A 26636-nucleotide genomic window follows, 5' to 3' on the forward strand; every position below is an offset into this window, starting at 1 on the left:
TACATGCACCCGTCCGTTACCCCCACCGACACCGCTCCGGCTACCTGGAGTAACCCACGAAAAATTCTCTTCCGCTTCGCCCTCGTCTTTTTTGGCCTGATTCTACTCTCCGGACTGGGGGGAATCGTGGGGATGAACACCTGGTTCTGGGACCCGCTCGTTAACTGGACGGGGCGGCACCTCCTCGGCTACGAATACATCAGCAATTCCCCGTCCGGCAGCGGTGATCGGCTCTACGACTGGGTGTGGCACGCCGTGCTCCTGATCCTCACGCTTATCGGGGGTACGCTCTTCAACCTGCTGGATTATCGCCGGGCGCAGTACCACCTGCTGCGCGGCTGGCTGCACGCCCTCCTGGCCGTCTACCTCTCCTTCGTGATGCTGACCTACGGCCTGGTGAAGGTCTTTCAGCTGCAGTTTATCTCCCCTACCCTGTCGCAGTTGTTTGAGACCTACGGGCAATCCTCCCCGATGCGGCTGCTGTGGACCTTCATGGGCGCCTCCCGCCCCTACACCGTTTTTGCCGGCCTGTGCGAAGTCATCCCCGGCCTGCTGCTCCTGTTCCGGCGCACGCGGATGCTCGGCGCGCTGATGTCCGCTGGAGTCATGCTGAATGTCTTTGCGCTGAACGTTTTTTACGACGTTCCGGTCAAGCTCTTCTCCTTTCAGCTCCTCTTTATTTCGTGCTATCTGCTGGCGCCCGAACTACCCCGACTGGTCAATTTCTTCCTCCTCAACCGGGCCGTCGAACCCGCGGCCGTCACTCCCCTGCTGCCCAGTCGGACGGGACGTCGCATACTGGCGGGCGTGCTCACCCTGCTGGTGATCATCTTCGTGGGCGTGATGAGCAACGGCTTCTTGCGGAGCCAGCGGCAGTATGGCCACCTCCGGGAAAAATCACCGCTCTACGGGGCCTACACGGTGGAGACCTTCGTGCGTAACGGCGACAGCATCCCGCCGCTGACCAACATCGAGGACCGCTGGCAGACCCTGCTGTTCGACTTCCCCACCGAAGTGTACTGCCTGCACACTAACGGTCGCCGCGAGCGATTAGTCGCAGAGATTGACACGACTGCTTTCCAGATAAAAATTGGGGAAGACTCCCTGCAATACCGGCGCTCAGCCGAGATGCTGACCCTGGAGGGCGTGCTCCGGGGAGACAGCCTGAGCGTACGTTTGAGTCCCTTCGACGACCGCCGCTTCTTACTCCGTAACCGGGGTTTCCACTGGGTGAACGAGGTGCCCTATAATGAATATTCGGAGTAAAACGAGGGGAATCAGCCGAGTCACCCACGTATTTCTCCTTACCTTATGTAATCCAACCTATCAGTACTAAACATCTGACTCGTGCCGCACGATCCCAAAACCCTGAAAAAGATCTTTCTGACCTTTGCCGAACGGGAGTGTAGGGATAAATCGCCGCTTTATTTTCACCTGGCACAACAGATTGCGGAAGACGAAGAACTACTCCGGTTGTGCGCAATATCCAGGGAGCGACAGCCCGTGCCCAACTTATTCCTGGCGGCCGTGCACGACCTTATCCTCCAGCACCCGGAAGAAGAAATTGCCGCCTTTTACCCCTCCGTTTCTGGATCTCCCGGTAGAGAGATTCCCTTTCCGATATTCCGCGAGTTCGTCCACCAAAACAGCGAAAAAATTAGGGATACTCTGGCGACCAGGATGGTGCAGACCAATGCCGTCAACCGATCAGCGTACCTGATGCCCATCATCTCCTCCCTATTCGATGACGAAGAGCTCGCGGTAGTTGATATTGGGACCAGTTCCGGGCTGGTGCTCAACTACGATCAATACCAGTATCGGTATGACGAGGACACAATTTTCGGAGATTCCCCCGTGAAGATCCAATCATCCATCAAATCGGGTCAGCTTCCTCCGTTCCGCCGCATCAAGCAACCGAGTCGAAAGATTGGTATCGACCAAAACGTGCTGGACCTCCGGCGGCCCGACAATGCCCGTTGGTTAAAGGCCCTGATCTGGCCAGATTTGACCGATCGATTTGATCGCCTTTCGCGGGCCATCGAAGCCATGTTGCGCACAGATAACGTTTCCCTACGTGAGGGAAGCAGCCCCGAAGATTTTGCGGCCATCCTAGAAACCATTCCTAAATCGGAGGCGCTATTCCTCTACCACACCCACGTATTGTACCAGTTCACTCCGTCCGAAAGATCGGCTTTCCGAGACATGGTAAATACGTTGGGTAACCACCGTGATCTCCACTACCTCGCGGTAGAAGCAAATAGTATTTTCGACAACCCCCGATACCGGGAACCGGCCATCCTGATGGAACTGAACACCTACCGAAACGGGGCACTGGATAAGCGTGTCCTTGGCCGGGTCGATGGCCACGGGCGGTGGGTGAAATGGGCGGAATCCTAAGCATTCACCGAAACAGCTTCAACCTTTTTTCATGCAAGAACAACGAATACAGCAATACCGAGTCCAGGACGCCAAGAGCAATCTGTGGGGGTTGGTATTTTTATCTGCCTTCCTGGGCTTTTGCCTCATCGCCCCGGATATCTCGAACGTGCACTTTGATTATCACCTGATTACCCTGGTGGCCCAGATTATGCTACTGGTCATTTTTCTAAGGTCGGATCATCTTCCCAATAAGTCAACGCTAGCTGTTTTATTCTTCGCCATTATGGTCTCTACCGTCCACGAAAGCTACATTTGGGCAAAGGGGCTTAGCGGGGTCATTGTGGGTGGGGAACACGGCAAGGGAGCCTGGGCTGCCTTCCTTTTTCAATCGCCCCCTTACCTCTATCCCCTCATCAGGGTAGGCGGACTGGCCCTGTTCCTGCCCCTGATCATGGCCATATTTTTTCCGCAAAATAATAAGCCTTCGCCCCGATAGCCTACCTCCAGTATTTTGACTCCTTGATCTTGAGATTCTTCTGCACGGCCTTGCACCCGTGCCGGCTCATCCGGGTTAGGGCGATAAAATCTACTGTTCAGGCCAGGGTAAGTCGTGGTCGGAAGCCTGTTTTGCGAAGGCGTAGCCGAGTTAAATGGCATCCGAACACTATTTGATGTATAGCTCAAGCGCGAAATTTTTATCACCCTACATTCGGGTATAACGCTGCACCTGCGGTCCCTCGCAAAAAAAAAGACTAGACAGGTCAGCACATCAGAATCACCAATTTGAGCCTGAATCCCGCGGCCCCAGCTCAGGATGAGGGCGCGGAGCGCAGGTGCAGTGGAACGAAATCCTCGCGCTCTGCCGGGATGCGATAAAATGGAACCCTTGTGCTCAGCCGGGGTGCCGTGCATTCCTACCCCGCCCTCAATAAATACCCGGCAGGAGTTTCCACGTCCGTTCCCGGTAGGCTTGAAAAGCCGGGTCGTCTCCGTATTTCTCCTCCCACTTTTCCTGGAGGAGAGAAATCCCACTGAACCGGAGAATGATGAAGCTGATCCACAGCGGGCCCAGCAGGGCGTACCAGGGGGCGTAGACGATACTGGCCAGTCCCACGCTCCACCAGAACAGTAGCTCCCCGGCGTAATTCGGATGCTGGAGGAAGGACCACAGTCCCCGATCCATGAAGGACTCCGGGTGACGTTGTTTGTAGCGGAATTTCTGGGCGTCGGCTACCGCCTCGAAGACCCACCCAACGACCGCCAGGGCCACGAAAGCCCAGAAGAGCCCCTGCGCCGTTTTTCCGTCGGTGCGGTGGGCAAGGAGGACCGGAACCATGACCACAAAACAGGTCAGTCCCTGCATGAGCCAGAACAGGAAGAAGGATTTGAAGCTGACACGGATGTCGTCAAATCGCTGATCGCTGCCGATACGCTGAATCCGGTAGAGCAGGTAGCTCCCCAGCCGCAGGCCCCAGATCAGGACCAGGAGCAGCAGGACCAGATCGACGGTCGTCTGCTCCGACTGCCAGAAAGAGTAGCCCCCGATGAGCATAAAGGTCAGGCTGTAGCTGATGTCGGTGAGTTTGTCCGTCTGCAGGACATACGCCACCAGGAACATCAGGATGTTTGCACCCAGTGAGAACAGTAGAAAGGGAATTAGCGCCTCCATGCAAGGCTAACGGGAGGAGATTGGATAGGTTTAGTCGAATTTCTCCGGGCAGGCAACTCAATTCCTTGGATATCCGCAGCGGGCTCCCGAATTTACTTACGGATGCTCTGCCCCGGAAGGGTTCCGACACCACTCTCACCCACCTGATTCATCCGGTCGAGTAGCGACTAACGGTAATTAGGGGCGGCAACCGCCCCGTTCGGCCATTCCCTATCTTCCCTCACCCATCTTTACCAACATGACTTTCTCCCAACGCGCTTTTCTTTTTCTGCTGCTACTGATCGGCATCACCGAAGTCGTTGCCCAGGGCAATGTCCCCCAGTCGCTGGCGTTCCGGGAAGGACCGGCCACCGCCGTCACCACCAACGACCAGATTGACGAACTCTTTGCCCCCTGGGACAGCAAGGCATCACCGGGTGCCGCGGTGGCCGTGGTGCGCGACGGAGAAATCATCTTCCAGCGGGGATACGGCATGGCCAACCTGGAGTACGACATTCCCAATACGCCCGCTACGGTCTTTCACATTGCCTCGGTCTCCAAGCAGTTCACGGTATTTGCCGTCCTCCTGCTGGAGGAAGCCGGCGCGCTTTCCCTCGATGACGACATCCGGAAGCACATCCCCGAAGTACCGGACTTCGGCACCACCATCACCCTGCGGCACCTGGCCACCCACACCAGTGGGATGCGGGATCAGTGGAACCTGCTGGCCATGGCCGGCTGGCGGCTGGACGACGTGATCACCAAAGAGCACGTCCTGGGCCTGGTGGCCCGGCAGCAGGACCTCAATTTCGCTCCGGGAGAAGAATACCTTTACTGCAACACCGGCTTCACGCTGCTGGCCGAAGTGGTGGCCCGCGTCTCCGGCAAGTCCTTCGCCGAGTTTACCGAAGAGCGCATCTTTGAGCCCCTGGGCATGAGCAGCACCCTCTTCTACGACGACCACGAAAGGATCGTCAAAAATCGGGCGTATTCCTATCAGAAAAACGGCTTTGGCTACAAGAAGAGCGTGCTGAGCTACGCCAACGTCGGCGCCACCAGCCTCTTCACCACGGTGGAAGACCTCAGTCGCTGGGCCATGAACTTCAACGATCCCAAGGTGGGCTCGGCGGCCATCATCGAGAAGATGAACACTCCGGCCGTGCTCAACAACGGCGAGACCTTCGGAGGGGCGCTCGGACAATTCGTCGGGGAATACAAAGGCCTGAAGGAAATCTCGCACGGCGGCGCGGACGCAAGCTACCGGACTTACTTCACCCGCTTCCCGGAACACAATGCTGCGGTGACCGTCTTCAGTAACGCCGGGGAGTTTAACCCCAACCGCATTGCCCACCAGGTTGCCGACATCCTGCTGGCCGACCTCCTGGAAGAGGAACTCACCGAGGAGGACGCTACGGAGATGGCGGAAACCGAGGAAGTGAAGATCGAATTTGGGGAAGGAGAGTTGGAGGCCTTCGTCGGCGAGTACGAGCTGCAGCCGGGCTTCATCATCACCATTACCGAGCGGGACGGCAATCTGTACGGTCAGGCTACCGGACAGGGGCAATTCCTGCTGGCTCCCGTTTCCCAAACCGCCTTTGAGGTCAAAATCGTAAACGCCAAGCTGGAATTTTTCCCCGAAGAAGACGGTACGGTGCCGTTGATGAAGCTCCACCAGAACGGGCAAATCATGGACTGCAAGCGGGTGGAGCATTTTGACAAATCCTCCGTCACCCTCGCAGACTTTACCGGCACTTACCACAGCGAGGAGCTGGCCACCACCTACGAGTTTGTGGTGGACGAAGGACAGCTCATTGCCCGCCACCCACGCACGGGCAACATCGCCCTTACCCCCGAGCGGGAAGACCTCTTTTCCGGTAGCGCCTGGTACTTCGGACAGGTTGACTTCCTCCGCGACGAAAAGGGTAGCGTTACGGGATGTAAAGTGTCCTGCGGACGGGTCCGTGACCTCAAGTTCCGCCGCATGAAGTAATCTTGCCGGGCAACTTTTCGGCGGCTAGGTTCATTGATTGACGGAGTGACGTAAACCCAAAACCACCATGGAGACCGTACTGATCCCCACCAAGAAGGTTGACCTTGCACCGGAGTTGCTGGAGCAGACAAAAGAGGAGAAGCAGGTGATCATCACCGTGCGCTTCCGCAGCTACTTTGGGATCGGACGATTCGTTGATCCGGAGGTGCAGCTGGTCTGCCGCCAGACCGGTCAGGTCTCCCGGCTGCTGAGCTTCCATAACGCCGAGCTCTTTCCCCGCAGCCGCCCCTACCGGGCGGAAGATCCTCACCCCGTGATGGTGTTTGAGGGCCTCCCGCAGGAATGCACCGCCTTCGACCTCCGGGAGCCCCGACGCCCCGGAGTCATCGCCTGGCTGGTCGATGACGTGCCCCGTAACCAGCGGGATGTGTATACCTTGCTGGTGGAGTAGGCGTTGTCTTGTTCCACAAAATCCCCGCCCCATGACTTCGCCCGTTCAAGGTCCCTGGATTGATCTCGGCTACCAATCTTTTGCCCGGGAGGGTCCGGCGGGGCTGAAGGTGGAGCAACTGGCCCGTGCGGTGGGAAAAAACAAGTCCTCCTTCTATCATCATTTTGCCGATCTGGACACCTTCACGGAAGTCCTCTTGGATCATCACCTCAATCAGGCGCGGGTGATGGCCCATAAAGAGGTGGCCTGTCAGTCACGGGACGAGCTCATTGAGATCATCCTGGACCACAAGGTGGACCTGCTGTTTAACCGGCAGTTACGCATCCACCGTCAGCACCCCGGTTTTGCGGCCTGCTTTGAGCGCACCAATCAGATCACCGGCCCCGCCTTCCTGGGTATCTGGGCGAAAATTATTGGCCTCTCCTCCCAGACCCACCTGGCGGAACTGGTGCTTCAACTGAGCATGGAAAATTTCTTTCTGCAGATCACCGAAGCCACCCTCAACGAAAGCTGGTTGCAAGACTACTTCCAGCGGCTGAAGGCTACCGTGAGTGCCCTCACCCACCGGGACCATTGAACGGGACCGTCTAAAATCTGCTCCCTACGGCGACCATCTTTGCGGAAACCAAAGAAATCCATCATGAATCGCCGTACTCCGAGTTTTATCTCTCACCGTGCCCATAAATCCTGGTTGAAGGTTACCGCTGTGGTCATCGCCATCGCCGCTCCATTCTTCTTTTTCGGCACCATGGAAGCCACCAGCGAACCGGCCCGGATCCTGCTCGATTTTTTAAGCTACCCACTGGACGGCAACGTCACCTACGCGGCTCCAGGCACTCGTTTTCTTTCGGCCCTGACGGGTGGCTTCCTACTCGGTTGGGGAGTAACCGTCTGGCTGCTTTCCAGCTGGGTCTACGACGAGGCGCCGGAGGGTGTCCGGAAAACGGTCCTGGTCGGGTTGCTTTCCTGGTTCCTGCTGGACAGCACCGGTTCCATCACCTCCGGAAATGCCGCAAACGCTGGGTTCAACGTGGTGGTCCTCTTACTGGCCGTGGGTCCCCTGTGGTGGTCCGTACCGGAGCGGCAACAGGCAGCAGAAATTTGAAAGCGCCTCTTTTGTTCTAACGACGCTAACGATCGGTGATCCGCTCGCCCGCCGTGGGATCGAAGGCCGGGTTGAACCAGGCCATCGAAATGGGTGTGTAGAGTGCTCCGCTGCGGTCCAGAATCTTACCGCGGTGACTCCCCTCCAGCACGAAGCCGAGGCTTTCGTAGAAGGAACGATTGCGCAGGTTGGTGGAGTAGGTGTACAGCTCCACCCGCAGAATGTCGGGGCGCTCGGATTCGACCATGCCCAGAAAGTGCTGGAATAAGTGACGACCGTATCCCTTCCCCTGATGACGTGGGTGTACCGCGATGGTCAGGTCCGTCAACAGATGCCGGACCGCCCGGATGCCCGGCCAGGGGTAGGCGTGGATGGCGCCCGCCAGGTCGCCGGAGTCCGAGGCGATCAGGCCGAGGGCGATTCCGCCTTTAGCGGGGAGGGCAAGTATTCTGGTAATGTACTGAGGGGTGATTTCGTCCGGTTCCCGGATAAGCCCTTCCGCCGTAGCGGTGGCCAGTCGGTAGAGTTCCAGCAGCCGGGGAGCGTCGGCGGAGGTCAGCAGTCGAATTTGCATGCGGGAAATTAGGCCGGCCAGTAAGTAATCACCAAATCAGCCCGCAAGGATCAGGGCGGGCTTACTCCGCCGTTTCCAGGAACTGCATTTCGTACAGCTCGCGGTAGCGGCCGTTTTCCAGTTCCACCAACTCTTCGTGGGGACCGAACTCCTGCACCTCACCCTTCTCCAGTACCATAATGTTGTGGGCGTTGCGAATGGTGCTCAGGCGGTGGGCGATCACGATGCTCGTCCGGCGGGCGATGAGAGTTTCGATGGCGTGCTGAATCACGGCCTCCGTTTCGGGGTCCACGCTGGAGGTGGCCTCATCCAGGATGAGGATATCCGGGTTGAAGACGAGGGCCCGCACGAAGGAGATCAGCTGGCGCTGTCCCATACTGAGGGTGGCGCCCCGTTCCTGGACGTCGTAGTCGTAGCCGCCCGGAAGCTTCTCGATGAACTCGTGGGCGCCGATCATTTTGGCCGCCTCGACCACCTGCTCGCGGGTGATCTCCGGGTCCCTGAGGCTGATGTTGTCCAGGACCGTGCCCGTGAACAGGAAGACGTCCTGAAGTACCATCGCCAGACGGCTCCGCAGGGCGTAGAGGTCATAGGAGCGGATGTCCTCACCATCTACGGTAATGTCTCCCCGCTGGAACTCGTAAAAGCGGTTGATGATATTGGTGATGGTGGTCTTGCCGGAACCGGTGCTGCCCACGATGGCCAGGGTCTCCCCCTTTTCGAGCTCGAAGCTCAGGTCCTTGAGAATCCATTCTTTGCCGACGTAGGCAAACCAAACGTTCTTGAAACTGACCTTCCCGTCGAGGCGTTCCGGGGCGAGGTCACCGTTGTTTTCGATGGTGTCCGTGCGGTCCAGGACGCCGAATACCCGATCGGCGGCGACCAGTCCCATTTGCAGGGTATTGAACTTATCGGCCAGTACGCGGATGGGGCGGAAGAGCATATTAAGGTACAGGGGGAAGGCCACCAGGGCTCCCAGCGTTACGCCGCCGGCCCGCGCCACATCCTGGGCGCCCCACCAGACCATCAGGGCCAGGGAGGCGGCGGCGATGATGTCTACCGTCGGGAAGAAAATGGCGTAGTAGAAAATGGCGTCAATGTTGGCCTTGCGGTAGTCGGCATTAATGGCGGCAAACCGCTTTCTTTCCTGGGGTTCGGCGTTGAAAATCTGTACGATCCGCATACCCGAAATCCGTTCCTGGAGGAAGGCGTTCATCTTCTGAATCTGGGTGCGAACCTGCTGATAACTGCGCTTTACGGCCTCCTTGAACAGGTAGCTGGCCAGCATCAGGAAGGGCATGGTCGTCAGGCAGATGAGCGTCAGCCGCCAGCTGGTGGAGATCATGATGGCCAGGACTGCGACGATGGAAAGCAAGTCCGCCAGGATGGTGATGATACCCTCGGAGAACACGCTGTTGATGGACTGGATGTCGTTGATGGTTCGCGTGGTGCTGGTGCCGATGGGGGTCTTGTCGAAGTAACTCAGCCGCAGGCTGTTGATGTGGCTGAAAACCTTTACCCGGAGGTCCCTCACCACCGACTGTCCGAGCCAGTTAGAGGAATAGATGAAGGCGTAGCGACAGATGGCCTCCACGACGAGAAGTCCGGCGATGACCAGGGCCCAAAACGTCAATCCGCTGGTGTCGCCCACGAAAACGTAGTCGTCGACCATTTTCTGGATCAGTCGGGGGCGGGCGATGGCCAGGGGAGCCAGCAGAATGGCCAGCAGAATGGCGACCATGGCGATGGTCAGATAGGGGCGGGCCAGGCTAAGTACCCGGCCCAGCAAGTGGAGGTCAAATTTCTTATTGTCATTGCTGGCCATCGGGGGAGTAACACTCCGAACACGGTTTAGGTCTAAAAAAAAGGTCACTTTTTGATTGAACCAGGAAAAGCTCTCCCGTTTTTATTGCTCTGACGGCGTCACCCGGCATCCCGGCAGAGCACGAGGATTTCGTTCCACTGCACCCCGGCTGAGCACGAGGGTTCCATTTCATTGCATCCCGGCAGAGCACGAGGATTTCGTTCCACTGCACCTGCGCGCCGTCGCATCATGTTAAAAAACCGTTGCTTTGACGGGCACTGCGAAACGCGAAATGGCCGTCCGGCTACCCTAAAACTATGCTCTATGTCTACCGACAAAAATGTTCTCGGCACTCCCCTCATCGGCTGCTGCACGGATCCCATGACCGGTTATTTTCGCGACGGCGTTTGCCGTACTGGCCCCACCGATACGGGTCGGCACGTGGTGTGTGCCATCATGACCGACGAATTTCTTGCCTTCACGAAAAGTCGGGGTAATGACCTGTCTACGCCCAGGCCGGAATACCAGTTTCCGGGGCTCCGGGCCGGAGACGGCTGGTGCCTGTGTGCCCTGCGTTGGAAGGAAGCCTACGAGGCGGGGGTCGCGCCGTACGTCAAGCTGGAGGCTACCCACCAGCGGGCGCTGGAGTACGTTCCGTTTGAGGCGTTACTGGAGTATAAGCTGGTGGAGTAGGTGCTGGTTGACTGGTTGCTGTGAGGACCGCCGCCGACGTAGATATGTAGAAGTACGACAAAGTTGGTGATCGCCGAGAGGGCCACCGATGATGTAAATATGTAGAAGTACGACAAAGTTGGTGGATGCCGTGGGGGCGCCACTGACGTAGATATGTAGAAGTATGACAAGTTGGTGAATTCGGCAGACCATGAGGGCGACGGAGCGTGAAGCGCAGCGGAATACTCGGCTCAGCCGGTGCAGGTGCCAGAAATATCTTCGGTGCCGTCAATCCAGCTTAACCCAGTCAATCACCAGACGAAAGCTTTCGTTTTTCTTGTTGCCAATCAGGATGGCGAACTCCGCCATTTCCTCTCCCGGATAGTCGGGCAGGTTCAGACGGCGGCCCCGGAAGGTGGGCGTCATCTCCCGTAGCGGAATCCTGACGGTTTCCCATTCCCCGCTGCTCGTAAAGTAATCCACGTAAGACGCGTATTCCCGGGCGTCCGTTTTGGCCCGTACCTGATAGCGTTTCCCGTCCCCCTTTACCCGGAGCACGAGGTGGGTAAATTCACTGACGTCAAGGGGGGCAAATTGGTAACGGAGAGAGGAAAATCCGCCGTTATTTTCCAGCGATACCTCCCCGGAGTAAACCGCGTGTCCCTCCGCGCTCAGGGTCAGGCCGCCATCGGAACGACCGCCCATAACCACATCGTCCACTACCCGCCAATTGGAAAGATCCGCTTCGGAAGAAAAATCGAATAAGGTCATGCTTACGGAATTCAGAAGGCCACTTAAAAGGATCAATACGATGCTCTGCATACCGGCCTAACCGGATTTTGGCGGGGGTAGTTCAAGTAGGGTTTTGGGGTAAGCACGCTGCCTAAATCGCTTACTGAACATCTTTAATCTTGCCGTAGCGCCGGATTTATCCGGCGAAAGGGGACCTCCCGGGCGCTTCGAAGCGTGAAAGGAAGGTAAAATGAGCAGGCAGAGAGTGATCTGTGTTTGCTGCAACCAATAAATACCAGACGACCAGCTAAAAGGAGGAGAAGCGTATCGACGCGTACTTTCGTCCAAAGAGGGAAAAGTAGCAGGCTCCTCGAAGGGTACCGGTCTGCCGCAGGTGAACGGTTCCTTTGGGGTGCCGTCGGGAAACCTAAAGACTAAGGAGCAGGAATATCGAGAAAAGATGGCTGGAGGTGACGCTCAAAGGTCCAGCGGCCCCTTCGAGGACGCGAGGGAATTTTCTAAATGACATGGCAACATTCAGGAGGTTTTTGCGGATGCCCAGGTTTGAACAACCGGCTTGCGCTTGCCCAACCAACCATCGATGGGAAGGGGAGCAAGCCTTTTCCAGAGACTTAAGCTTTCCCAAACGGCAAAGGCCCGGGATGATGCATCCCGGGCCTTTACCTTCTCGTTATATCCGTTGCGGATTAGCGTACGACCCGCATACTGACCGTACGTTGTTCGTATTCAAATCCGTTGATGTTGCCGGGGCAATCCGAGCAGTGTAAGGTCAGGTTGGCGCCCGTCCGGTCGAAGGCAAATTTGCCAGGGTAGGCCCATACGGCTACCGAGGGCACCCGGGAGTAGGCGTCGAAGGACATGCTCTTCAGGCCCTCTTCGGTTTCCTCGAAGGAAAACTGCATTCTGCTGGCGATGCCGCAGTCGTTGACTAAAGACTGGCACCATTCGCCGCCACAATTGCTGAACTCCATGTCTACGTGGGGGAGGTTACGGGTAACCTCGTCCCCCTTCTTGGTGGAAAAGGTTACGGACTGCAGGACGACGGTCTTGGGCAGTCCTGTACCGGTGAGTACCGCCGCGGAAGGTTCTCCAATTTCGAAGGTGCCGACCATGCTGTTCTCTTCTTCAAGACAAGAAGTAAATAGGGCGGCAATAAGTAGGGTAAGCAAGTAAAGTTTCTGTTTCATTAAGCGCACTTTGGGGTGAACATCACCAATTAACCATTCCTTAAAGATGAGATAATTTTGGCACGCCAACAAGCGAAACGCCAAAAACGCCAAATACAAGGGACTTGATTCTGGCCGAATGCCAAATTTTAACGCAATGATTGCACCGATTTCGTAATTTATGGCCGTTTAATATTTGGTTAGGAGGGGAAATCCTTCATTTCTTCGCCGATCCACGTTTTCATCATAGTCCTCATATTTTTTAGTGCCCCCAGTTTATGAAAGCTTTTTCCATCCGGTCGCTGATGACCGGATTAATCCTTTCCTGCCTGCTACTCCCCATCCGGCTTGACGCCCAGACGGCCTACCGAGGTGATTTATCCACCACCACCCCCGCCGAAAGTGCGTGGGTGGATTCGGTTTTTCAGCGGATGACCCTCGACCAGAAAATCGGTCAGTTATTTATGATCCGGGCTCACAGTAACCTGGGGCCCGATCACGTGGCCCGGGTGAAGAAGGAAATCCAGGAATACCACGTGGGGGGACTGTGTTTTTTCCAGGGCACCCCCGAAAAACAACTGGCCCTGACCAACGAATACCAGCAACTGGCCGAGCTGCCCCTGATGCTGTCCATGGACGCCGAGTGGGGCCTCGGGATGCGTTTCCCGAATACGACGATCAACTTCCCGCGGCAGCTGGCGCTGGGCGCCATCCGCGACAACAGCCTGATTTACGAGATGGGCGCGGAAATCGCGCGGCAGTTACGACGGCTCGGGGTACACGTGAGCTTTAGTCCCGTGCTGGACGTCAACAACAACCCCAACAACCCCGTGATCAACACCCGCAGTTTTGGGGAAGACCGCTACAACGTAACCGTCAAGGGCTACCAGTACATGCGGGGTCTGCAGGACAACGGCATCATGGCCTCGGCCAAGCACTTCCCCGGCCACGGCGACACCGACGTCGACAGTCACTACGACCTGCCCGTGATCGGCCACGACCGGGCCCGCCTGGACAGCCTCGAACTCTACCCCTTCCGGGCCCTTTCCCGCTACGGGATCGGTAGCGCCATGGCCGCCCACCTGCAGGTAACCACCCTGGAGAGCCGGGATAATCGGCCGTCTTCGCTGAGTCGGCCCATCGTCCATGACCTGCTGCGCAACGAAATCGGCTTCACCGGACTGGTCTTCACCGATGCACTGGACATGAAGGGCGTAACGAAACACTACGGTGACGGAGAAGTGGAAGCGGAAGCCCTCGCCGCTGGCTCGGATATCCTGCTCATCCCCGAAAACGTCCCCAACGCCGTCAAGGCGATCAAGCAATACCTCCAGGATGGCCGCTACACGGAGCGGGCCCTGGAAACCTCCGTCCGGCGGGTACTCCTCGCGAAATACCGCCTCGGACTGACCAAAACGCCGGTCCTGGACCCCACCAACCTCCGGAACGAACTGAACAGCGACCGGGCCAAGGCCATCAAGCAACGCCTCTACGAACACGCCATGACCCTGGTGCGCGACACCGAAAAGTACGTGCCGCTGAGCGTGCCGGAGCGGGGCAACACCATCACCCTTCACGTAGGCGGCAAGGCCACGAGCGCCTTCGCCCAGCGCCTCAACGACTACGGCAAGATCAAGCACCTGGCCACCAGCTACACCCTGACCAGCATGGAGCAAAAGCGGATCGTGGACCAGATCGGTGCCGACGATCAGGTGATCGTGGCGCTGTACAGTGACGGCAGTCGCTTCATCGAGAAGGTGGCCATCAGCTCCGAGACCCTCAGCCTGCTGCGGGCCGTGGACGACAAGGCGGACCTGATCATCACGGTCTTCGGTAACGCCTATAGCCTGAGTGCGCTGGACGCCTTCGGCACCGTCCTGATGGCCTACTCCAGCGACCCCGTCGCCCAGGACGCCGCCGCCCAGGCCCTCTTCGGCGCCAACAAGATCAGCGGACGACTGCCGGTGACGGCCAGTCCGTCCTCCCCCTTCAACGCGGGCATCGAAACCACGGCGGCCTTCCGGATGGGCTACGCTCCGGCGGAATCCGTCGGCATCGACGGGCGGAGACTGGCCCAGCAGGCCGACGAACTGGCGCGGGAGGCCATCTCCCGCCGGGCTGCGCCCGGCATGGTGGTGCTGGTAGCCCGCAACGGTAAGATCGTCTTCGAAAAGTCGTACGGTCACCACACCTACGCCAAGCGGCGGAAGGTGCACACCTCGGACGTGTACGACCTGGCGTCCATCACCAAGGTCGCCGCCACTACCCTCTCCATCATGAAGCTGGTGGAGGAAGGTACGCTCAACCTCGACGTGCCGCTGTCCAACTACATGCCGGAACTCGCCGGCACGGAAGTGGAGTTCCTCACCCTGCGGCCCATGCTTGCCCACCGCGCCGGGCTGCGGAGCTGGATTCCCTTTTACGTGGAAACCCTGGCCCCGGGCGGTAACGCCCGGCCCAGTTCGCAGTACTACCGCAGTCGGCGGGAAGGCGATTACGTGATTCCCGTGACGGAAAACCTCTACATGCACCGGAGTTACGTAGACTCCATCTGGCAAAAACTCTACCACCACGAACTGCCCAACAAGGGGCAGTACCGCTACAGTGACCTGGGCTTTTACCTGATGGCCAAGCTCATCGACCAGGTCAGCGGACTGACGGTGGATGAATTCGCCAGCCGCTACTTCTACCGCCCCATGGGACTGGAGACCCTGACCTACCGGCCGCTGCGAAAATTCAGTAAGTCGCGCATTCCGCCCACCGAGCGGGACAACTACTTCCGCAACCAGACCGTCCACGGCACCGTACACGACATGGGTGCCGCCATGCTGGGCGGCGTGAGTGGGCACGCGGGCCTGTTCGGCTCCGCCCGCGACGTGGCCACCATCTTCCAGATGCTGCTCCAGGAGGGTAACTACGGCGGCCATCAGTTTCTTAAACCCGAAACGGTACGCCTCTTCACCCAGCGCTACACCGGCGAAACCCGCCGCGGCCTCGGCTTCGACATGAAGCAGCTCAACGAAGACCGGCGGATGAACCTTTCTCCCCGCGCCTCGGAGCGGGCCTTCGGGCACCTCGGCTTCACCGGCACCGCCGTCTGGGCTGACCCCGTCGAAGACCTCGTCTTCGTCGTTCTCTCCAACCGCACCTACCCGAGCATGAACAACAACCTCTTCGGCCGGCTGGACACGCGGCTGCGGCTTCACACGGCGGCCTACAACGCCATCATCCCGGAAGCCTCCTTCGAGGGCACCGGTGCGATGGGCGGATTGGGGAAGGTGCCGTAGGGGATTACCCCGCAAGGCCCTGGCCCGTTCTGTGAACGGACTGCAGACCTTGCTCGTGAGTGGAAGACCCCTCCGGGGCCGTCAAATAATTGGCTCGTCACCAAAAAAGTAGCCAACACCACCCCCTACCACCGCGGGCACCGAATACAATCCGACTTCCCGAAGAACGCAAAAAAGGACAACTCCAGCGCCCCCACGCTGTTCGTCGCCGAGCGGAGGCGGGAGACGTTGATGTCGTAGTTGGCCGAGAAGCGGTAGCCCGGTCCGTTCCACTGCCCGACGAGGATGACGGCGTCTCCCCCAGGACCGTTAACGCCCGCGTTGACGCGGTAGGCGGCACCGAGGGAGAGGTAGCGGCCGTCGCCGGTTTTGGTGCGCTCGAGGTTGAGGAGGGCCCGGCCCAGGAACTGATTGTGGGGGCCCTGAAAGCTGGCCACGCCCAGCACACTTAGGGTGGTGTTGCCGAGGGCCGGCGTGGGGAGGTTGCCGCCGGCGTGGAAGGTCCAGCGGGTGGGGAGCTTGACGCTGGTCTGGTTATCCGTGGCGGGATTGTCGATGAAGCGCAGCTCCGGCTGCCCGAGGTGCTTGGCGGAAACGCCCAGGCTGAAGCCGTAGCCGTTCTTCCCCTTCTCGAACTGGGTGAGGAATACGCCAATCCCGTAGTCGAAAACCAGGAGGTTCTGAAAGGCAAGCAGCTCGTCGGGCAGATCGGGGTCGTCGAACTGATCGTCGAAGGTGAGGTTGCCCTGCTCGAGGTTGTACTGCAGGTAACCGGCCTCCACTCCCCCACTGAGGAGGCGCGTCTGGAAGCGGGAGGAGAAATCTTTGGTGTAGGCAGCGGTGCCGAAGAAATCGATCCGCCGCAGGCTGGGATCCCCCTGCCAGTCGGCCATGGCGTAGGAGCCGAAGGCGAAGTAGTCCCCGTCGTCCGCGCCGCAGAAGCGGCGCTCGATGCCCGCCGTCATCGTCCGGTAGGCGCCATTCCCAAGGAAGCTCCGCCACTGCTCCCTGCCGCGAAACTGGAGGCGGGTGGTGGCGTCTCCGGGGATGAAGCCGGTCAGGGCCGGATTGTGGTAAAAGCTGGCCTCATCGAAGTTGGTGAACAGCCCGTCTTGACCGGCCAGTAAACCGGGCAGGAACAGCAGCAGTATGATTAGTTTTTGGGAAAGCATCTTGGTCCGTTAGTATTTTAGTCTGTTAGTGCTTTGGACTGTTAGTCTGTTGGTTCGTTAGTCTATTGGTCTGTTGGTGTTTCAGATGGTGTTGTCTTTTCGCCCCTAACGGACCAAAAGACTAAAGGGCTAAAGAACTAATGAAACACGCGGACACTTCCGCTCAATTCTTTGGTTTCCCCATCGACGTAGCGGACGAGGGCCTGGTAGACGTAGTAGCCGGGGATGACCTTCGTGCCCCTGAAGCGCCCATCCCAGCCAAAGGCTGGGTCGTTCGGGGGAAAGTCTTCGGCGGAGAAGAGGAGTTGCCCCCAGCGGTCGCGCACGTGAAAGAACTCGATGGTCTCGATGCTCCGCTCGAAGTTGCTGCGGATGCGGAAGATGTCGTTGCGGCCGTCGGCGTTGGGCGTGAAGGTATTCGGGATGTAGACCTCCCGGCCAAGGTTGACCCGGATGACCACCTCGTCACTGGCCGGACAGCCGCGGTCGCCGAACAGGGAGAGGAGGTAGGTGGTGTTGGAGAAGGGCCGGGCCACCGGGGTCTGGCAGTCGGTACAGTCCAGTCCGGCTGCGGGCGTCCAGCGGAAGACGGGGTCGTCGGCGTTGAAGAAGATGGTGTTGAGGGTGACCTCCTCCCCTAGTTCGAGGAAGATGGTGTCCTCCAGGATGTCCACCGAGACCGGGTCGGGTTCGATGATCTGCCGCTCAAAGTCGAGGATGCAGCCGGCCGAGTCCCGGATTTCCACGCTGTAGAAGTTCGGCCCGAGCCCGTCGAAGCGGGAAATACCGATGCCGCTTTCGTCGTAGTTGTCGCCCGTAACCTGAATCTGGTAGGGCGGCACCCCGCCGCTGATGGACCGGAAGCGGATCGCCCCGTCCATCGCCCCGTGGCAGCTGATCTGCTGCACTGAATCCAGGGTGACGATCGGCGGGTTCTCCGGCACCGTCACCGGAAGGGTGAGGTTACAGCCGTTGACGTCGTTGACGGTCAGGCGGTACTCCCCGGCGAAGAGCTCGGTGACGTCGCCGTCGCTCGTTCCCCCCGACCAGGCTACTTGGTATGGCCGCACGCCCCCGTCGATGTCGAGGTCGATCCTCCCGTCTGCGCCGTTGGCGCAGGTGACGCGGGTGACGGTCGGCACGGCCGTCAGGGGCGCCGTCTCGGTGAATGTGGCCTCCGTCTGGAAGCGACAGCCCTCCCGGTCGGTGATGCTCACCCGGTAGGTGCCCGCCGTCAGGCGGTCCACGACGGGCGTGTTGCGGCCGTGGGACCAGTCGTAATCGTAGGGCGGCGTCCCGGAAGTGACCAGCACGGAGAGCAGCCCGCTGCTGTCGCCGTTGCAGATCACCTCCTCCCGACGGTCAAACTCCGCCAGCACGGGCGGGTGTATGGTAACGGTCACCGAGGTGCTGTCCGCACACTGCGTATCCCCCGCCACGGTGAGTACCACGTCGTAAATGCCGGGGGCCGTGAATTCGTGCATGGGGTTTTCGTCGAAGGAGGCCGTGCCGTCGCCGAAGTCCCAGAAGTGGGTCTCCACGTCGCCGCTGGCCCGACTCGTAAAGGACACGGACTCCCCGAAGCAGACGTCATCGACGTCGAGCTCCAACTCCGCTACGGGAGCCTCGCGGATCATGATTTCCTGGCTCGTCTCCCCGAAGCAAATGCCGCCCTGGGTCGCCCGGAGGGTAACGGTGTAGGGGCCGCTGGCCGGATAACGGTGCACCGGGTTGGTGGCCGTGGAGGTGGTGCCGTCGCCGAAGTCCCAGAAGAAGCCGTTGGCGCGGGTGGTTTCGTTGGTGAAGCGGACCGAGTCGGAATCACAGGCCGTGCGCACCTCGTAGCTGAAGTCGGCCAGCGGAACGGGCCGGATGAAAATGCGCTGGGAGGCACTGTCGCGGCAGCCGTTCAGGTCGGTAACCGTCTGGGTGGCCAGGAAGGTACCCGAGTTGACGTAGGTGTTTTCCGAAACGCAACTGACGCCGAAGTTTCCGTCGCCGAAATCGTAGGTACAGGCCAGTCCGCCGTCGGCCGTGGAGCTGAACAGCACCGTGCCGCCCTGGCAGATGCTGTCGGTCGCCACGAAGCCGGCCACGGGGGGCGGAAAGACCTCCATCGTCTGGCACACCCGCCGGCTGCAGCCAGCCTGGTCGGGGTTGATCACCGTCAGGCAAACCTCATAGGTGCCCGGAGCGGTGTAGGTGTGCACGGGATTGAAGTCTTCGCTGATGGCCGTGCTGTCGCCGAAGTCCCAGCGGACCGCGAGGCCCCGGGCACTGGTGTTGATGAACTCCACCGGTTCGTTGGGGCACACGAAGGCCGGGTTCTGAAAGGACGCGTTCGGGGCGGCCAGCACGGTGACCTGATTAACGTATTCGTCTTCCCCGCAGCCGAAGGCGCGCTGACTGATCCGGTAGGTGCCGGGCAACTCGTAGACGACGTAGGGGTTGGGCTGGGTGCTCCCCTGCCCGTTACCGAAATCGTAAAGCACCGGGATGCCGTTCGTCGCCCCGCTCATCAGGAAGAGGGTGTCGCCCACGCAGAGGGTGTTGGCGCTCTGGTTGAAGAAGGCCGAGACGTCGGTGGGCGTCACGATCACGTCGCGGCAGAGGGTGTCGCGCCCGCAGACGCTGGCGATCTGGAGGCAGACCTCCACGGTGTCCAGCCGGTCCGTATCGCGGACAATCAGGGGCGGGATGGAATCCGTACTCAGCAGGGTGCCGTCCACCACCCACCGGTAGCTGTCCGGGCGGCCAAAGACGTTGCTCGACAGCTCGATGGTGTCCCCGGAGCAGTAGGCGACCTGACTGGTCGAAAAGCGGCTTTCGGGAATCGGACGGGTGGTGACCGACTCGAAAAAGCGGCGGACCTCACAGCCGTTGTCCAGTTCCAGTCCGATCTCGAAGGTCGAGTCCTGCAGGTAGGAGGCCAGGGTGAGGGCGTCCGGATTGCGGTCGTTGCTGAAGGTGACACCATCGAGCGTCCAGTTGTACCGCAGTTCAGGGCCGACGTTGGAGTTATTGATGATATTCACCTCGAGGGCGGAGCAGCGGTCCTGGTCAAAGTCGAGGGAGAAGTTGGGCGCGGGCGCAGGATGCACAGTTATTGTCTGAGTAGCCATGGCCGTGCAGTTTCCGCGGGTCACCGCCAGGCGCACCGGATAGTCGCCCGGAGCGGGAAAATTGAAGCAGGGATTCAGAGAAGCGGTGGTCAGGGTACTATCGCCAAAAGTCCAGCTGATCGAGTCGTACACGGCACCTGCGGGCACGCCAAAACACAGCTCATTTCCGTCGCAGTCCAGTACCTCGAAACTGGTGACGAGCTCCGCCACTGTAACGGTGAAGGTGTCCTGCCGGGCACACCCCGCCAGGTCGTCGCGCTCGAAGCGGTAGACGATGGGATAGACGCCCTCGGCCACGAGCGCGGGGTCGAAGGTGCCGTCCGCCGTCACCCCCGTACCGCTGTAGACGCCGCCCGGCGGACTGGCCTGAAAGGTCACCGCCGCGTCGTCGGCGCACAGCTCCAGGTCGGCGGGCACCGTGACGGCCGTACCGGCCACGGTGATGATGATCTCGTCCGTAATCAGGCAGGAGTCGCGGCCGTAGGTGATCACGTAATCCCCGTCGGCGTATTCGGCGGGGTCGAAAATGCCGTCAAATTCCCGGTTGTCCACCCGCCAGATACCACCCGTGGCCGGGCTGGCGCTGAGGGCAAAGGGCGGACTCTGGTCACAGACGGTGGTATCCGGCAGATTGATCACCGCCACGTCCTGGGCGGCCACAACGAAGCTGTCGACGAGGGGCGGCGTATCGCACAGGGCGGTCGTATCGATGATGTCGGCGTCCACCCGGTAGCTGCCGGGCACGAGGTCAATCGGGAAGTCCCCGATCGGGATAGTATCGCCGTTGAGCAGGTAGGTCGCGGCGGGATTCAGGGGGCTGGGCGTGTAGCTCAGCGACAAACAGACGTCTTCCTGCGGATTCAACCGGAGGATGGCCGCTTCGACCACCTCGACGTCGAAGGAAAAGGTCTCCTCCACGCCACAGTCCTCGTTGATGCCCCGAAAGGTTACGGTGTAGAGCCCCGCTTCGGTAAACTCCACCTGGGTGATGAGCGCCGCGGTGTCCCGCACCAGGGCCCCGGAATCGGGACTTACCGTCCAACGCCAGTCGGTCAGGCCCGTCGACTGGGCCGCGTTGACGCGGATGGGGGAAATGCTGTCGAGGCAGACCTGGTAGGGCATGGTGTTGTTGCCCGTCAGGTTGGAGTCGGGGAAGGCCACGACGTTCGGCCCCTCGATGACGGTGACGAAGCCCACTACCGAGTCCTGGCCGCAGGGATTGGTGGCCCGCAGACTGACCGGGAAGACGCCCGTTTCGGGGTAGGTGTGGGTGGTCGTGTCCGAGTAGCCGTTGCCGAAGTTAAACTCCAGCGTCAGGGCTTCGGCCGGGCATGCGCTGGCCCCGAAATCCACCGTTTCCCCCTGGCAAACGACGCTGGGAAAGTTTCCGAAAATGGCCTGGGGCGGGTTCCGGACCGTGAGGGGAATGATGTTCTGGTTGGGGTTCGCCGCACCGGCGATGTAGGAAGTCAGCGTCACGAAAGTGCCCGAGAGCTCGTACTGGCAGGTGAGGTAGAAGTCGCTGAAGTCGTAGAGGTGCGTCTCGTTGAAGGTCATCGTTTCGCCGTAGAAAAACTGCGGCTCGGAGCCATCCCCCCAGGTGATGGAGATGGAGTCCACCGTTTCCTCGAAATCGGGGTCGATATTGACCGTCACGCAGAGGTTGAGCGTGGAGTCGGTCAGGCACACGAACTGGTCACCGCCACAGATCTGGATCGTGGGCGCGCTGGTATCTTGGGCGTGAACGAAATGGGATAGAAAGAGAAAGAGTATAAGACCGCCCATCCACCGGGCGGTTTTTTCTTTGGTCATCCTCGTTTTTCAGTTTTTGGGTATAGTCAGCCTCAAAATAAGGACTAATCCCCTCGCCCGGGTGACCAGGGCTTGCTGCTTGACGTTGCGGTAGGCCTTTGGGCCGGATCGGTAGGGGTTGGGAGAGGGAGCGGGAAATGAGCAAAAATGATGGTCGCAAGGCCTCTGCGCGTTCTGCGCACGCACGGCAGACCTTGCTCCGTAGGAAGGAGTGGTCTGGAAGGGCGAGGGGGCATTTGGTCTGAACTGGGGAGCAAACAATCGGCCGATCAGCGGTAGCCAGCAAGCGTTCGGACGACGTTTCCCTCGGCTCCGCCGTCGGACAACAGTCTTCCGACCACGGTTATTCGCTACGGGAGTAGCCCCTGACTTTTTGCTACTTTTACTTGCATGGCAACGCCCAAAATCATCATCCAGGGAATACCCTACGACGAAAAGTCCTCCTACCAGCGCGGCGCGCGGCAGGCGCCGCCCCGAATCCGGGAGGCCCTGACCTGTGGTTCGGGGAATATGTTTACCGAAGCGTTGGTTTCCGTCGACGATGCCCGCATTGAAGACCGGGGCGACTTTGAAATCACGGAATACTTCGACGTGGAGACCATCACGGACAACCACCTCAAGACCGGGGCGAAGGTACTGACCCTGGGGGGCGACCACTCCATCACCTTTCCGATCATCAGGGCACACCATAAGAAGTACCCAAAACTAGAAATCCTGCACATCGACGCCCACGCCGACTTGTACGACAGCTTCGAGGGAGACCCCTACTCCCACGCTTGTCCCTTTGCCCGCATCATGGAAGGTGGCTTTGCCGCCAGATTGGTGCAGGTCGGCATCCGCACCCTCAATCCCCACCAGGCCGATCAGGCGGAAAAGTTCGGGGTGAAAATCCACCAGATGAAGGATTTGGACCTCTCTGCCATCGGCGAGTTTCAGCACCCACTGTACATTTCCCTGGACATGGATGGATTCGACCCCGCCTACGCCCCCGGCGTGTCGCATCACGAACCGGGTGGACTCAGTTCACGGCAAGTAATTAACCTGATCCAAAGCATCGACACCGAAGTCATTGGCGCTGACATCGTCGAATACAATCCCGCGCGGGATTTCCAAAATATGACCGCTTTCCTGGCCGCCAAAATGATGAAGGAAATCCTGGGGAAAATGATGGAGAAATAAGGGGCTAAGCCTGCGAGGCCCTAACCCGTTCTGCGAACGGTAGAAATATTTCCTGCATTCACCTCGACAATAATAATTTTTCTTCCTCTGATTCCCTCAGCCATAGCGGCCTCTCCCTTCCCCGGAGCCTCGGTCGTCCGCCCAGTCATCCCATGGCTTCGCCAGTACGCCTGGGCAGACGACCTCTATTTTCTTCTTCCTTCTCCTCAGCCTTAGCCTTCACTCTAAAGCGCCCTACCGCACCACCGCCTCCGCCTCTATCTCGACGAGGTACCCCTCCCCCACCAGACGGGCTTCCACCAGGGTATTGGCGGGGTTAATCCCCTTGAAGCGGTCTCCGTGTGCGCGGGCGACCGGTTCCCAATCATTCAGGTTATTGACGAATATGCGGGTTCGGACCACGTCCTTCAGCGAACCGCCAAGAGATTCAATGGCCGCCTCAATTTTATCGATCACGAAGTGCGTCTGCGCGGCGGGATCCTCCCCGCCAATCATTCGGGCCCCGTGGGTAGCCGTGGTGCCGGAAACGTGGATCCGGTTACCGTCGCGAATCGCCCGACAGTATCCGGCAAATTCTTCCCATACGGTGCCACTGAAGACTTGTGACCGGTGCTCGTTTACCTGCCTGGGCGTAAAGGCTTTGGGGACCTGCTCCAGATGATGACTCAAATCCCCGGAGGCCGTAAGGAAGGGAGGCTTACGGTATTCATCGCCGCAGTCTCCCGGGATGGGCGTCAGAGCCGCCTGGGCGGCCTGAATCAGCTTAACCTCTTCGGCGGAAAGCTGGATGTCGTATATCTTTAAGTTGTCGGCGATGTGCTCGCTTTTTCCCAATCGTGCCCCGACAATCACCGCCGCCACGTGCGGATTCTCCAGCACGTAGCGCGTAGCAATATTCGCCATCGAGACTCCGTGATTATCGGCGATCGTTTTGACCGTTTTCAGGAGCTGTTGAAACACTCCCCAGCCTCCGGCCACATCAATGAAGCGTTTGTACTTCATCTGGGACCAGGTCTCCAGTCCTTCCTGAGTAGGCTCGGGTTTCCCGAGCCATTTTTCCGTGAGGAAGCCTCCCGCGAGCGTGCCGAAGGCCAGGAGCTTGACCCCGTATTGCTCACACACCTGCGCCATCTTGCCGTAGGCGCGCTGGTCCAGTAAAGAATGGCACACCTGATTGCTGACGAGGGGAATCCCCGAAGCACAAGCCATTCGGAGGTGGGCGGCGTCGAAGTTGGTTACCCCCAGGTGCTTGATCAGGCCCTCCTCCCTCAATTCGTTCAGGTAGAACAACGCGTCCAGCCAACTCGGATCGGGATAGTACCAGGCGTGGAACTGCATCAGGTCAATGGAGGACTGCTGCATCCGATCCAGCGCCAGCTGCACATTTTCGCGTACGTATTCCCGGCTGACGGGTCCTGGTTTGGGGACCCACTTCGTAAAGAGCTGTACCCGTTCGCCCAGTGGATGGGTATTCTTGAAGGTGCCCGTGATGATTTCACTGGAGCCGTAATGATCCGCCATGTCAAAGGAAGTGAAACCCGCCTCGACGTAAGGAGCCATGAAGGCCGCCGTTTTCACGGGGTCCAGATCATCCGTATCCCGTTCCATATCGGCTATCTGCCAAAGGCCGGTCACCACCCGGGAAATTTCCAGGTCCGGAGCTAATTGAATTCTCGTTTGCATAATCACTCTTTTGGTAGGACGGTAAACCTCTCCCGCTCGGTCGGGCTAAACTGCCGCCACTTGATCCAGAACACCACGCTCGCCATACTCATCACGATCAACCATACCGGGGTGGAATGGAAGTACCATTCTTCGGCGGGTGAAGTGAGGTCCTTGTAGGTGTGGATGATCAGGAAAAGGATCAGAAACAGCGTTCCCAGGCCGCCAATCCACCGCTGCAGGTTGCGGCTTTTGATGACGGAAATATCTTCGGCCAGGCTTGGGTTCACCTTCGGGAAGGTGAGCAGGGTAATGCACATCAGTAGGAAATTGACCATCATGGAGGTTACCATGATGTCAATCCCCAAAAAGAAGTCTCCCGCGAAGTGGGAGCCCAGCACGCCAACGCTGGCCATTACCCCCGCCACGATCAAGGCGACGTAGGGCGTACGTCGCTCGGGGTGAACGGTCGCCACCACCCTGGGGAAAATCCCGTCCTCCGCCCAGGCGAACATTAAGCGGGAGACGGAGAGCAGCATGGCCGGTAAATCGTTGATCAACGCGATGGCGGCACCCGTCAGGATCGCTACCCCCAGGCCAGCGGGCAGTACGTAGCTCAACAATCCCGGAGCGCTGATGTCTTTCTGCATCGCCTCTTCGGCGATGAAACTCCAGGGCACCACGTGGTACACCGCGGCGGCGAATAAGAAGTAGAATATCCCAACGGAGAAGATCGCCAGCAGGATGGCTCGGGGGAGCGACTTGCTGGGATTCTTGGCCTCACTTCCCGCCTGCGCAATGGAATCAAACCCAATGAAACTGGAAAACAACAGCGCAGCCGCGGATAGGAAAATTCGCCAGTCAAAGGCGACCGATTCGGTCGGTTCAAAGACTCTACCTTCCGTCGCCTCCAGGGCCGTGAGGAAGTCCGTGCTGTCGTAATTGAGTCCCGCGACGATCACGATCGCCCCCAGCCCAAACATCAAAAACATCATGGGCAAAAGTGCACGTTCATAGGACTTCGTCCCCCGCAGATTAACCCCCACAAACAGCCAAATCAGCACCAGGGCCAGCCCAACCCGGACCACGGCCGTTTCCAGGGTAGCCGCCATGTTCTGCCATCCCAATCCAACCGCCACGTCCCGAATGAAGGGCACACAGACGTAGGCAATCACTCCGATGACGATAGACAACCCAAACCACTGGGAAAAACTGGCGATGAACCCCAGGTAAGGGTTTAACCCCCGACTGGCGTACAGATAACTTCCCCCCGCCCGGGGCATGGCCGAGGACAGGATGCCGTAGGCCAGGGCCGCAAAGATGGCGGGAATCGCCGCGAAGGCGAAGGCCGGCAACACGTACGGCCCAATACCCGGCACGTTCCGCTGAATCATAAACGGCACGACGTTGATCGAAGCCCCAAGCATGGAGCACACCCCGGTAGCGGTCAGGGTGAGTAAGCCCATCTGTCGGGTCAGCTTGGTACGGGAGGGGGTACTCATGGGGGAAAGCTAGGAAGGAAATTTTGGTTTTGGGGAACGATATCCCCAAAACTATGCTTACCCAAAAATCCACTGGAGTGGACTTTCCCCGAAAGATCTATGTTGGTGTGGATAAATTTAACCCCGCGAGGCCCTGGCCCGTTCTGCGAACGGTCGGCAGACCTCGCTCGTGGGAGGAAGTCCCTTACAGGGCCTTCAAATATTTGGAAAGGCTCCGGATATTCAATCATTCGCGACACCTCCTTTAAGTTTGGCTCTGTCTCCTTTTGACTCACATTCAAATTGGATAGATGCGTAAATGACGATGGCAGCCCTCATCGTCTGTGGAGCTGCCATCGTTACTTACGTATCGTTAACC

At 59.1% G+C, this 26636-nt stretch carries 19 protein-coding genes; 10 read left to right on the forward strand and 9 right to left on the reverse strand.

Annotation, left to right across the window (positions count from 1 at the left end; translation table 11 throughout):
• Window positions 1-3 precede the first annotated feature (3 nt).
• From E1J53_RS12220 to E1J53_RS12230, 3 genes are all read left to right on the forward strand, one after another.
• Window positions 4-1266, forward strand: coding sequence for a hypothetical protein (locus tag E1J53_RS12220; RefSeq protein ID WP_134273233.1), 1263 nt, complete (start codon window positions 4-6; stop codon window positions 1264-1266).
• 81 nt (window positions 1267-1347) lie between these two features.
• Entirely contained in the window at window positions 1348-2397 is a 1050-nt protein-coding gene (locus tag E1J53_RS12225; RefSeq protein WP_134273234.1) for a DUF2332 domain-containing protein, read from the forward strand.
• 31 nt (window positions 2398-2428) lie between these two features.
• Window positions 2429-2875, forward strand: coding sequence for a hypothetical protein (locus tag E1J53_RS12230; protein WP_134273235.1), 447 nt, complete (start codon window positions 2429-2431; stop codon window positions 2873-2875).
• 429 nt (window positions 2876-3304) lie between these two features.
• Here the strand turns inward: E1J53_RS12230 and E1J53_RS12235 are convergent, their stop codons facing one another.
• On the reverse strand, window positions 3305-4048 hold the full coding sequence (locus tag E1J53_RS12235) for a DUF1295 domain-containing protein (protein ID WP_134273236.1): 744 nt from the start codon (window positions 4046-4048) through the stop codon (window positions 3305-3307).
• Window positions 4049-4286: 238 nt separating this feature from the next.
• Here E1J53_RS12235 and E1J53_RS12240 point away from each other — a divergent pair, with 238 nt between their 5' ends.
• The 4 genes from E1J53_RS12240 (at window position 4287) to E1J53_RS12255 (ending at window position 7573) form a co-directional block, all read left to right on the forward strand.
• Complete coding sequence (locus E1J53_RS12240; RefSeq protein WP_134273237.1) at window positions 4287-6017, forward strand: serine hydrolase; 1731 nt, start codon at window positions 4287-4289, stop codon at window positions 6015-6017.
• 67 nt (window positions 6018-6084) lie between these two features.
• Entirely contained in the window at window positions 6085-6468 is a 384-nt protein-coding gene (locus E1J53_RS12245) for a hypothetical protein (RefSeq protein ID WP_134273238.1), read from the forward strand.
• Window positions 6469-6499: 31 nt separating this feature from the next.
• On the forward strand, window positions 6500-7045 hold the full coding sequence (locus tag E1J53_RS12250) for a TetR/AcrR family transcriptional regulator (protein ID WP_134273239.1): 546 nt from the start codon (window positions 6500-6502) through the stop codon (window positions 7043-7045).
• A gap of 63 nt (window positions 7046-7108) precedes the next feature.
• A complete protein-coding gene (locus tag E1J53_RS12255; RefSeq protein ID WP_154640190.1) occupies window positions 7109-7573 on the forward strand; it encodes a hypothetical protein in 465 nt (154 codons plus the stop codon).
• A 25-nt stretch (window positions 7574-7598) separates the two neighbouring features.
• Here the strand turns inward: E1J53_RS12255 and E1J53_RS12260 are convergent, their stop codons facing one another.
• Complete coding sequence (locus E1J53_RS12260) at window positions 7599-8147, reverse strand: GNAT family N-acetyltransferase (protein WP_134273240.1); 549 nt, start codon at window positions 8145-8147, stop codon at window positions 7599-7601.
• A 61-nt stretch (window positions 8148-8208) separates the two neighbouring features.
• Window positions 8209-9972 (reverse strand): ABC transporter ATP-binding protein, encoded by a 1764-nt coding sequence (locus E1J53_RS12265; protein ID WP_134273241.1) that lies wholly within the window; start codon window positions 9970-9972, stop codon window positions 8209-8211.
• Between the two features lie 303 nt (window positions 9973-10275).
• Between E1J53_RS12265 and E1J53_RS12270 the strand changes: the two genes are divergently transcribed.
• Window positions 10276-10644: a DUF2237 family protein gene (locus E1J53_RS12270; protein WP_134273242.1), complete on the forward strand. Its 369-nt coding sequence runs from the start codon at window positions 10276-10278 to the stop codon at window positions 10642-10644.
• 267 nt (window positions 10645-10911) lie between these two features.
• Here the strand turns inward: E1J53_RS12270 and E1J53_RS12275 are convergent, their stop codons facing one another.
• Window positions 10912-11394: a CIA30 family protein gene (locus tag E1J53_RS12275; RefSeq protein WP_253931568.1), complete on the reverse strand. Its 483-nt coding sequence runs from the start codon at window positions 11392-11394 to the stop codon at window positions 10912-10914.
• A gap of 668 nt (window positions 11395-12062) precedes the next feature.
• Window positions 12063-12563 (reverse strand): hypothetical protein, encoded by a 501-nt coding sequence (locus tag E1J53_RS12280; RefSeq protein ID WP_134273244.1) that lies wholly within the window; start codon window positions 12561-12563, stop codon window positions 12063-12065.
• A gap of 257 nt (window positions 12564-12820) precedes the next feature.
• Here E1J53_RS12280 and E1J53_RS12285 point away from each other — a divergent pair, with 257 nt between their 5' ends.
• A complete protein-coding gene (locus E1J53_RS12285; RefSeq protein ID WP_253931571.1) occupies window positions 12821-15829 on the forward strand; it encodes a glycoside hydrolase family 3 N-terminal domain-containing protein in 3009 nt (1002 codons plus the stop codon).
• A 125-nt stretch (window positions 15830-15954) separates the two neighbouring features.
• Here the strand turns inward: E1J53_RS12285 and E1J53_RS12290 are convergent, their stop codons facing one another.
• Window positions 15955-17001, reverse strand: coding sequence for a PorP/SprF family type IX secretion system membrane protein (locus E1J53_RS12290; protein WP_134273245.1), 1047 nt, complete (start codon window positions 16999-17001; stop codon window positions 15955-15957).
• Window positions 17002-17138: 137 nt separating this feature from the next.
• Complete coding sequence (locus tag E1J53_RS12295; protein ID WP_134273246.1) at window positions 17139-21935, reverse strand: PKD domain-containing protein; 4797 nt, start codon at window positions 21933-21935, stop codon at window positions 17139-17141.
• 390 nt (window positions 21936-22325) lie between these two features.
• Between E1J53_RS12295 and speB the strand changes: the two genes are divergently transcribed.
• Window positions 22326-23114: an agmatinase gene (speB, locus tag E1J53_RS12300; protein ID WP_134273247.1), complete on the forward strand. Its 789-nt coding sequence runs from the start codon at window positions 22326-22328 to the stop codon at window positions 23112-23114.
• 234 nt (window positions 23115-23348) lie between these two features.
• On the opposite strand, the gene E1J53_RS12305 is transcribed toward speB, so the two are convergent.
• Window positions 23349-24797, reverse strand: coding sequence for an aldo/keto reductase (locus tag E1J53_RS12305; protein WP_134273248.1), 1449 nt, complete (start codon window positions 24795-24797; stop codon window positions 23349-23351).
• A 2-nt stretch (window positions 24798-24799) separates the two neighbouring features.
• Window positions 24800-26278, reverse strand: a complete 1479-nt coding sequence (locus E1J53_RS12310; RefSeq protein ID WP_134273249.1) for an APC family permease — start codon at window positions 26276-26278, stop codon at window positions 24800-24802.
• Window positions 26279-26636: the final 358 nt, after the last annotated feature.

Source organism: Lewinella sp. W8 (assembly GCF_004375085.3).
Classification (GTDB): Bacteria; Bacteroidota; Bacteroidia; order Chitinophagales; family Saprospiraceae; genus Neolewinella.